The organism is Streptomyces sp. NPDC028419 (assembly GCF_055565515.1).
Map to the genome: position 1 here is coordinate 43078 of NZ_JBVHUE010000046.1, position 8736 is coordinate 51813.

The 8736-nt window shown below is 69.5% G+C and carries 7 protein-coding genes; 2 read left to right on the top strand and 5 right to left on the bottom strand.

Annotated elements, in window-relative coordinates; translation table 11 throughout:
* Positions 1–116 precede the first annotated feature (116 nt).
* Both ACZ4UB_RS35650 and ACZ4UB_RS35655 read right to left on the bottom strand, forming a co-directional pair.
* Positions 117–1037 (bottom strand): tRNA (adenine-N1)-methyltransferase, encoded by a 921-nt coding sequence (locus tag ACZ4UB_RS35650; RefSeq protein ID WP_467963035.1) that lies wholly within the window; start codon positions 1035–1037, stop codon positions 117–119.
* An 18-nt stretch (positions 1038–1055) separates the two neighbouring features.
* On the bottom strand, positions 1056–2258 hold the full coding sequence (locus tag ACZ4UB_RS35655) for a site-2 protease family protein (protein ID WP_468076792.1): 1203 nt from the start codon (positions 2256–2258) through the stop codon (positions 1056–1058).
* 155 nt (positions 2259–2413) lie between these two features.
* Between ACZ4UB_RS35655 and ACZ4UB_RS35660 the strand changes: the two genes are divergently transcribed.
* Positions 2414–3286: a RecB family exonuclease gene (locus ACZ4UB_RS35660; protein ID WP_468076794.1), complete on the top strand. Its 873-nt coding sequence runs from the start codon at positions 2414–2416 to the stop codon at positions 3284–3286.
* A gap of 74 nt (positions 3287–3360) precedes the next feature.
* Positions 3361–4032 (top strand): response regulator transcription factor, encoded by a 672-nt coding sequence (locus ACZ4UB_RS35665; RefSeq protein ID WP_354383618.1) that lies wholly within the window; start codon positions 3361–3363, stop codon positions 4030–4032.
* 37 nt (positions 4033–4069) lie between these two features.
* Here ACZ4UB_RS35665 and ACZ4UB_RS35670 read toward each other — a convergent pair whose 3' ends face one another.
* The 3 genes from ACZ4UB_RS35670 to ACZ4UB_RS35680 form a co-directional block, all read right to left on the bottom strand.
* A complete protein-coding gene (locus tag ACZ4UB_RS35670) occupies positions 4070–5647 on the bottom strand; it encodes an ABC transporter substrate-binding protein (RefSeq protein ID WP_468076796.1) in 1578 nt (525 codons plus the stop codon).
* Between the two features lie 78 nt (positions 5648–5725).
* Entirely contained in the window at positions 5726–7330 is a 1605-nt protein-coding gene (locus ACZ4UB_RS35675) for an ABC transporter substrate-binding protein (RefSeq protein WP_468076798.1), read from the bottom strand.
* A gap of 480 nt (positions 7331–7810) precedes the next feature.
* Positions 7811–8512, bottom strand: coding sequence for an HAD family hydrolase (locus tag ACZ4UB_RS35680; protein ID WP_468076800.1), 702 nt, complete (start codon positions 8510–8512; stop codon positions 7811–7813).
* Positions 8513–8736: the final 224 nt, after the last annotated feature.

An 8736-nucleotide genomic window follows, 5' to 3' on the forward strand; every position in this document is an offset into this window, starting at 1 on the left:
TGGGGCGGGTGGGGCGCGTGGCTGTCGGTGGGTACAACGAAGAGGCGCCGGTGCGCGGTTCCCGCGAGGAGCGGGGAACTGCGCACCGGCGCCGGTGCGTTGTGCGGGGTCGGCGGTCAGCCGCGCTCGGTGTCGGCGGTGCGCTCGGCGGAGCGGCTGCCGGGGCCGTCGTAGTCCTCGCCGTAGGCGCCCTTGGAGGGGCGGCGGCGGCGCAGCGGGGCTTCGACGCCGTCGGCGAGGCGGCGGGCGGTGACGAGGAAGCCGGTGTGGCCGATCATCCGGTGGTCCGGGCGGACGGCGAGGCCTTCGACGTGCCAGTTGCGGATCATCGATTCCCAGGGCTGCGGTTCGGCGTAGCAGCCGAATTCGCGGATGGACTCGACGGTGCGCGAGAGCTGGGTGGTGGTGGCCACGTAGCAGCAGAGGATGCCGCCGGGGACGAGGGCCTTGGAGACGGCCTCCAGGCATTCCCAGGGGGCGAGCATGTCGAGGATCACGCGGTCGACGTCCGTGTCGGACAGGTTGTCCTGGAGGTCGCCGACGGTGAGCTGCCACGCGGGGTGGGGGCCACCGAAGTAGCGCTCGACGTTCGCGGTGGCGATCTCGGCGAAGTCCGGGCGTCGTTCGTAGCTGTGGAGCATGCCCTGGTCGCCGATGGCGCGGAGCAGGAAGCTGCTCAGCGATCCGGAGCCCACTCCCGCTTCGACGACGCGGGCGCCGGGGAAGATGTCGGCGAAGGCCAGGATCTGGCCCGCGTCCTTGGGGTAGACCACGGCGGCGCCGCGGGGCATGGACAGGACGTAGTCGGGGAGCAGGGGGCGCAGCGCGAGGTACGCGACGTTCCCCGTGGTGCGGACAACACTGCCCTCGGGAGCACCGATCAGCTCGTCGTGCGGGAAGGAACCCTTGTGGGTGTGGAAATTCTTCCCGGCTTCGAGCGTGAACGTGTAGTGGCGGCCCTTGGGGTCGGTGAGCTGAACCTGGTCCCCGACCTTGAAGGGCCCGCGTCGGCGGGCGGCACCGGTCGGTTCGGACATGTGACCAGTGTATTGGGTCTAGGACTGGGGCCGTGCCATGGCCTTCACGAAGGCCTTTTCGACGTCGAGGGTGGAGAGGACGCCGTAGATCTCGCCGCCGGGTTCGAGGACGAGGTATTCGCTGGCGGGGTGGGCGCGCAGGCGGTCGAGGAGGTCTTCGCCGGCGAGTTCCGCGGAGACCTTCATGCCGTCGGTGAGGTCCTGGGCGAGGCCGCTGACGGCGACCCAGGGGCGTCGGTGTTCGGGGACGGAGGCGATGGCGGTTTCGCGGACGAGGGCGGTGGGGTCTCCGTGGCCGTCGACGACGACGAGGGCGCGGGCTCCGGCGTCGTTGGCGCGGCGGAGGGCTTCGGAGAGGGGGGTGGCGGATTCGACGGGGATGGCGCGTCGGGTGAGGGTGCGGGCGCGCAGCTGCGGGAGGTGTTGGCGCAGGCGGGCCATGCGCAGGCTGTTTCCGGCTCCGGTCCACATGATGCCGGCGAGGATCGCGGCGAGGAGGGCGTTCATGACGGTGTCCATGCCGCCGAGGTCCCGGGTGGGGGTGCCGTCGATGACTCCGGTGCCGGTGAGGAGGGGGAGGCCGAAGAGGACGGCGACGGCGATGGCGCGGCCGACCCAGGCGGCGGCGACGGTGCCGGTCATGGGGTTCTTGGTGAGGGCCCAGATGACGGCGCGGAGCATGCGGCCGCCGTCGAGGGGGAGGCCGGGGAGGAGGTTGAAGGCGGCGACGAGGAGGTTGGAGATCATCAGTCCGGCGAGGAGGACGCCGGGGACGGTGGAGGGCTCGACGGCCTTCATGCCGAGGTAGAAGCCGCCGGCGAGGAGGAGGGAGAGGAGGGGGCCGACGAAGGCGAGGACGAACTCGCGGCCGGGGCTCTCGGATTCCTTCTCGATCTCGGAGACGCCGCCGAAGAACTGGAGCTGGATGCGGCGGACGGGGAGTTTGAAGCGGAGGGCGGCGACGGTGTGGGCGAGTTCGTGGACGAGGACGGAGGCGTAGAAGGCGATCGCGAAGAAGAGCGCGACGAGGTAGCGGGCGGGGCCGAGGTCGGGGAGGACGCGTTCGAGCTGGTTGCCGAAGATCCAGGTGATGAGGGCGGCCACGAGGAACCAGCTGGGCGAGACGTAGACGGGTACGCCGAAGGGTCGGCCCATGAGGATTCCGCCGCCCGGTGCGGGGCGGCGACTGGTGGGCTCGCCGGTTTCGTCGCTGTCTGCCACGGGTGTCCTTCGGTCGATCGGCGGCGTCCGTGCGGTCCTGCCGGGGTCGGTGGGGCCGCGCGGTCGCGCGGTGTGATGCTCCGATCATGCAGTGCGAGGGGGGTCGGCGTCGATGGTATGCCCGTGCTGTCGGTGGCGGGTCGTAGGGTCTTGGTATGACGACGAGCCCCGGTACCGGTCCGGCCGAAGCAGCCCGGCCCACTTCGCTGTCCCCTTCGCGGGCGAGCGATTTCATGCGGTGCCCGCTGCTGTACCGGTTCCGGGTGATCGACAAGCTGCCGGAGAAGCCGAGTGCGGCGGCGACCCGGGGGACGCTGGTGCACGCGGTGCTGGAGCGGCTCTTCGACCACCCGGCGCAGGAGCGGACGGCGCCGCGGGCGAAGGCTTTGATCCCGGGGCAGTGGGACCGGTTGGTGGAGGCGAAGCCGGAGCTGACGGAGCTGTTCCCGGGGGACGACGGGGGCGTGGGTCTGGCGGGGTGGCTGACGGAGGCCGAGGCGTTGGTGGACCGGTGGTTCACCTTGGAGGATCCGACGCGGCTGGAGCCGGTGGAGCGGGAGTTCTTCGTCGAGACGGAGCTGGATTCGGGGCTGCGGCTGCGGGGGATCATCGACCGGGTGGACGTCGCGCCGACGGGCGAGGTGCGGATCGTCGATTACAAGACGGGCAAGGCGCCGCGGCCGGAGTACGCGGAGGGCGCGCTGTTCCAGATGACGTTCTACGCGCTGGTGGTGTGGCGGCTCAAGCGGGTGGTGCCGCGGCGGCTGCAGCTGGTGTATCTGGGCAGCGGGGACGTGATCACGTACGACCCGGTGATCGAGGACCTGGAGCGGATGGAGCGCAAGCTGCTGGCGCTGTGGGAGGCGATCAAGGAGGCGACGGAGTCGGGTGACTGGCGGCCGCGGCCGACGAAGTTGTGCGGTTGGTGCGACCACCAGGCGGTGTGTCCGGAGTTCGGTGGCACTCCCCCGGTGTATCCGCTGGTGATCTCCGCGCGGCCGGCGGTGGAGCGGTCGGAGGAATCGTGAGGGGCGGGTCAGGGCAGAATGGGCGGGGTCCTGCCGTGCTGTCCGAGTGTTGATGCGATTACGAGGGAGACCCTGTGGCGATCCGCGTCCTGCTGGTCGACGACCAGCCACTGCTGCGCACCGGTTTCCGGATGATCTTGGAAGCCGAGGGTGATCTCGCGGTCGTGGGCGAGGCCGGGGACGGCCTGCAGGCGATCGACCAGGTGCGGGCGCTCCAGCCCGACGTGGTGCTGATGGACATCCGGATGCCGCGGATGGACGGGGTGGAGGCGACCCGGCAGATCACGGGGCCGGGGCGGGACGGGCCGGCGAAGGTGCTGGTGCTGACCACCTTCGATCTGGACGAGTACGTGGTGGAGGCGCTGCGTGCGGGGGCGAGCGGCTTCCTGTTGAAGGACGCGCCGGCGGTGGAGCTGGTGCAGGCGATCCGGGTGGTGGCGGGGGGTGAGGCGATGCTCGCGCCGAGCATCACGCGCCGGCTCCTGGACAAGTACGCGGGGCACCTGCCGTCGGGTGACTCCCCCGTGCCGAACACGCTGGGCACGCTCACGGAGCGCGAGGTCGAGGTGTTGAAGCTGGTGTCGCGCGGTTTGTCGAATGCGGAGATCGCGGCGGATCTGTTCGTGAGCGAGACCACGGTCAAGACGCACGTGGGTCACGTGCTGACGAAGCTGGGTCTGCGCGACCGGGTCCAGGCCGCCGTGTACGCGTACGAGAGCGGCCTGGTCCGCCCGGGAGCGCAGTGACTCCCTGAGGGCGGGGCGGTCGGGCGGCGTGGGTGGGTCAGCCCTTGCTGATCTCCCAGAAGCGGAAGACCGTGGAGGCGTCGAGGGACCACTGGAGTCCGGCGATGTCGGGGCGGGCGACCGCGTACTGCTTGCTCTGCCACAGGGGGAGGATCGGCACCTCTTCGGCCACGATGTCCTGGAGGCGCGTGAAGTCGGTGGTGGTGGCGGTGCGGTCGGCCTTCGCGGAGGTCGCCGGGATGATGGTCCCGGTGATCTCCTTGTTGTCGTAGTTGTTCAGGAGGACGTTGTCCGGGCCGAAGAAGGGCTGCGTGAAGTTGTCGGCGTCGGGGTAGTCCGGCACCCAGCCCTTGACGTAGACGCCGTACTTGCCCGCCTGGATGTCCTTCTCGTACTGCCCGAACTCGACGGACTTGACCTCGGCGTCGAAGAGGCCGCTCGCGTTCAGCTGCTTGGCGATCGCCTGGAACTCCTGGTCGGTGGAGGGCCCGTAGCGCGACGGGGTGGACCACAGCGTGAGCTTGATCTTGTCCTTGTAGCCGGCGGCCTTGAGGACGGCCCGGGCCTTGTCGGGCTGGGGGTTGCCGCCGTAGCGGTCGAAGAAGGCCGTGCTGTGGGAGCCGATCCCGGCGGGGACGATGGAGTAGAGCGGGGTCGCGGTGCCGTCGTAGACGTCCTTGACGAGGGCGTCGCGGTCGACGAGGTAGGCGATGGCCTTGCGGACGGGGAGCTTGCCGACGACCGGGTCGTTCATGTTGAAGACGAGGTGTTCGACTTCGGCGCCGGCGCCCTGGACGACGAGGACCTTCTGGTCGCCGGTCTTGGCGGCCATGCCCGCGATGTCCTTGGCGGCGAGGCCGCGGAAGGCGAAGTCGACGTCGCCCGCTTCGAGGGCGGCCTTGAGGGCGCCCTCGTCCTCGTGGAAGAACTTCATGGTGACGCCGGTGTTCTTCGCCTTGGCCTGGCCCGTGTAGGAGCCGTTGACGGAGAAGGCGGCGCTCTTGTTGGAGAAGGAGTCCAGCTTGTAGACGCCGGAGCCGACGGCCTTGCCGTCGGTGCGGAGCTTGTCGGCCGGGTACTCGCGGTGGTCGACGATGGACCCCGCGCCCGACGCGATCTTGCTGGGGAAGGTCGCGTCGGACGACTTGAGGTGGAAGACGACGGTCTTGTCGTCCGGGGTGTCGATGCGGGTGACCGAGCCGAACATGACGGCGGGGCCGTTCGGGTCGTTGATCTTCAGCGTGCGCTCGAAGGAGAACTTGACGTCCTGGGCGGTGAGGCTGTTGCCGTTGCTGAACTTCAGGCCGGCGCGCAGGGTGCACTTGTAGAGCTTGCTGTCGCTGCCCTCGAAGGCGCAGGACTGGGCGGCGTCCGGTTCGGGGGTGGTGGCGCCCTTGGGGAAGGCCAGCAGCGACTGGAAGACGTTGTTGAAGAGCAGCCAGGAGCCGGGGTCGTAACCCGCCGCCGGGTCCGTCGAGCGCACGTCGGCCGATATGCCCATGACCACGCCCTTGCCGTCGCCGGCGGCGGCGCCGTTCTGCGCTCCGCAACCGCTGAGCAGCGCGGCGGCCGTGACCGCCCCTACCGGGGCGACCAGCCACTGGTTACGTCTCATCTCACGAACGTCCTTCACAGTCGAGCGCTTTCGTTGGAGCCGGCCCGCGGTCGTCCCGCGGGCCGGTCGCTGTGGTGCTCAGCCGCTGACACCCCGGCCGAGTTCCCACAGCTGCAGGTCCGAGATGGAGTTGACGGACCACTCCACACCGGTGATGCCGTCGCGCGCGGCGACGTACTGCTTGCCCTGCCACAGGGGCAGGACGGGGACGTCGTCGGCGACGATGTCCTGCATCTCCGCGATCGCGGGGGCGGCGACGCTGCGGTCGACGGCGCGGCGCGATTCGGGGATGAGCTTGGAGCGCACCGCGTTGTTGGAGTACGGGGTGCCCAGGAAGTTGTCCTGCTCCAGGAACGGGGCGAGGAAGTTGTCGGCGTCGGAGTAGTCGGGGAACCAGCCGAGGCCGTAGGCGGCGAAGTCGCCCTTCTTCTGCGCGGGGCGGAAGTCGGCCCAGTCGGTGCCCTGGACGGTGACGTCGAAGAGCTGGGTGGAGTTCAGCTGGGCCTTGAGGGCGGCGAACTCTCCGGCGGTGCCGTCGCCGTAGTGGTCGTTGGTGTAGTTCAGCGTCAGCTTGACGGGGGTCTTGATCCCGGCGTCCTTCAGCAGGGCGGCGGCCTTGGCGGTGTTCGCCTCGCCGTACTTGTTGAAGAAGGAGTTGACGTGTCCGTTGACCGTGGTGGGGACCAGCGAGTAGAGCGGCGTCGCGGACTTCCCGTACACCTTGGAGATGATCGCGTTGCGGTCGACTGCGGCGGCGAGGGCCTGGCGGACGGCCTTGTCCTTGACGACCGGTGCCTCGGTGTTGAAGGCGATGTAGCGGATTTCCAGGCCGGGCATCGGGACGAGCTTGACGCCCTTGGGCGGCTTGGCGGCGAAGTCCTGGATCTGGGCGGGCGACAGGGTGCGCGAGACCATCTGGATCGAGCCGTCGGTGAGGGCCTTGCCCATCGCGACGGAGTCGGTGAAGGTGCGCAGTTCGACCTTGTCGTTCTGCAGCTTGATGTCGCCCTTGTAGTTCGGGTTCTTGCTGAAGACGGCCCGGACGAGGTGGTTGTCCTTGACCTCGGGCTTCATCGTGTAGGGGCCGGAGCCGTCGACGGCGAAGCCGTCGCGGAGCTTCTTGCCGTCGTACATCTTCTGGTTGACGATGCCGGTGGCGGGCGTCGACAGCTTGTACGGGAAGGTGGCGTCCGGGGTCTTCAGGTGGAAGACGATGGTGTCCGCGCCCTTGGTCTCGACGGTGTCGAGGGTGGAGAGCAGGGAGACCGGGCCGTTCTCGTCCTTGATGGCGAGGACGCGCTCGATGGAGAACTTGACGTCCTTCGCGGTGAGCGGGTCGCCGTTGGCGAACTTCATCCCGGGGCGCAGGGTGCAGCGGTAGCTCTCGTTGCCGGCGTCGGTGAAGCGGCAGTCGGAGGCCGCTTCGGGGACGGGCTGGCCGCCGCCGCGCGGGGTGTGCATCAGGGTCTGGACGGTCTGGCGGAGTACGTTCCAGGTCCCGGCGTCGTAGGCGTACGCCGGGTCGAACGGGGCGGGGACCGTATCGGCGGCCTCGAACCGGTCGGTGGTGCCGACGACGATCGCTCCTGTGCCCGCTCCGGTTCCGCTGGTGCTGCCGCAGGCGGTCAGCGCGGGGGTGAGCAGGCCGGCCGCGGCCGTCAGCACCATGGTCTTGCGGTTCATCCTCGAAAAACTCCCTCAACCCGGCACTTGTTCACAGCGGTGAAAAGGGCACTGCGCGGCGTCGCCCGTTCAGGGCGGAACGATCGGGCCGGTGGTGTGACGATCGGTCCGCGCGACCCCGGCACAAGGGTGTGTGCGCGGGGCGGCTGCGGTGCGGCGGCAGGTCCCGCGACGACATTAGTGGGCCCGGAAGGGGTGGCTTGAACGGGTCGCGGCGGGGGTGTATTCACACCGTGATGGGAGGAGTACGCCTGCTCACACCGAAGTCCGCGCGGATTCGGTCAGGAGCTGATCAATCGGGACACAAAGGAAGCCGATGGGTGCTCTGGGCATGGCCGGGGGCAGCCGCTCCGGTGACAAAGGTCACCCGAGCAACTGCCCCGGCAAGGATGGAATTTCGGCCTCCGGGGCTCCGTACCGGACGGTCTGCGGTGGGACCTCGGTCCCACCCTCATTCTGTTCGGAACCCTGAGTGCGCGATCAGTTCATCGGAGTGATGAGGGACCGCAGGAAGCGGAGGTCCACGTCCTCCAGCGAGCGGACGACGGTACGGCCCGGGGCGGGCGGGATCAGGCCCACGGACGGTACGGCGACCACCCGGCAGCCGGCGGCCTCGGCCGAGGCGACCCCGGTCGCGGTGTCCTCGACGACCGCGCAGCGCGAGGGGTGGGCGCCGAGGGTGCGGGCGGCGATCAGGTACGGGTCGGGGTGGGGCTTGGTCCGCGGCACTTCGTCGCCGGCGATGCTGATCGCGAAGCGCTCGGGGCCCAGCGAACGCAGGACCCGGTCGATGACGCGGCGGTGCGAGGCGGAGACGAGGGCGGTGGGGACGTTGTGCCGGGCCAGCTCCGACAGCAGCCGCTCGGCGCCCGGCATCAGGGGCACCGCGTCGGCGATGCGGGCCTCGAAGCGCTCGTTGAGGAGGACGGAGAGCTCGGCGACGTCGATGGCCGCGCCGGTGGATTCGATCAGGAAGGCGGCGCTGCGGCTCATGGGCCCGCCGACGACGACGTCACGCCAGGATTCGTCAAGTCGGTGGCCGAGTTCGCGGAAGATGTCGACCTCGACGTCCCACCAGAACCCCTCGGTGTCGACGAGGGTGCCGTCCATGTCGAGCAGCACCGCCTGGAGGGCGTGTCCGTCGGCCGTACGGGCTACGGGCGCGGGAACGGTGCTGGTCATCCGGCACACCTCTCTGTAGGGACGAGAAGGCCGGTCACCTCTTCCCCGCGGGCATGCCCGGGAGGAACAGGCGACCGGCCTGTATGGGACCGACAAGTGTACGTCGGTCCGCGTCAGCGTGCGTTGAAATACTTCGCTTCGGGGTGGTGGATGACGATGGCGTCGGTGGACTGTTCGGGGTGGAGCTGGAACTCCTCGGAGAGGTGGACGCCGATCCGTTCGGG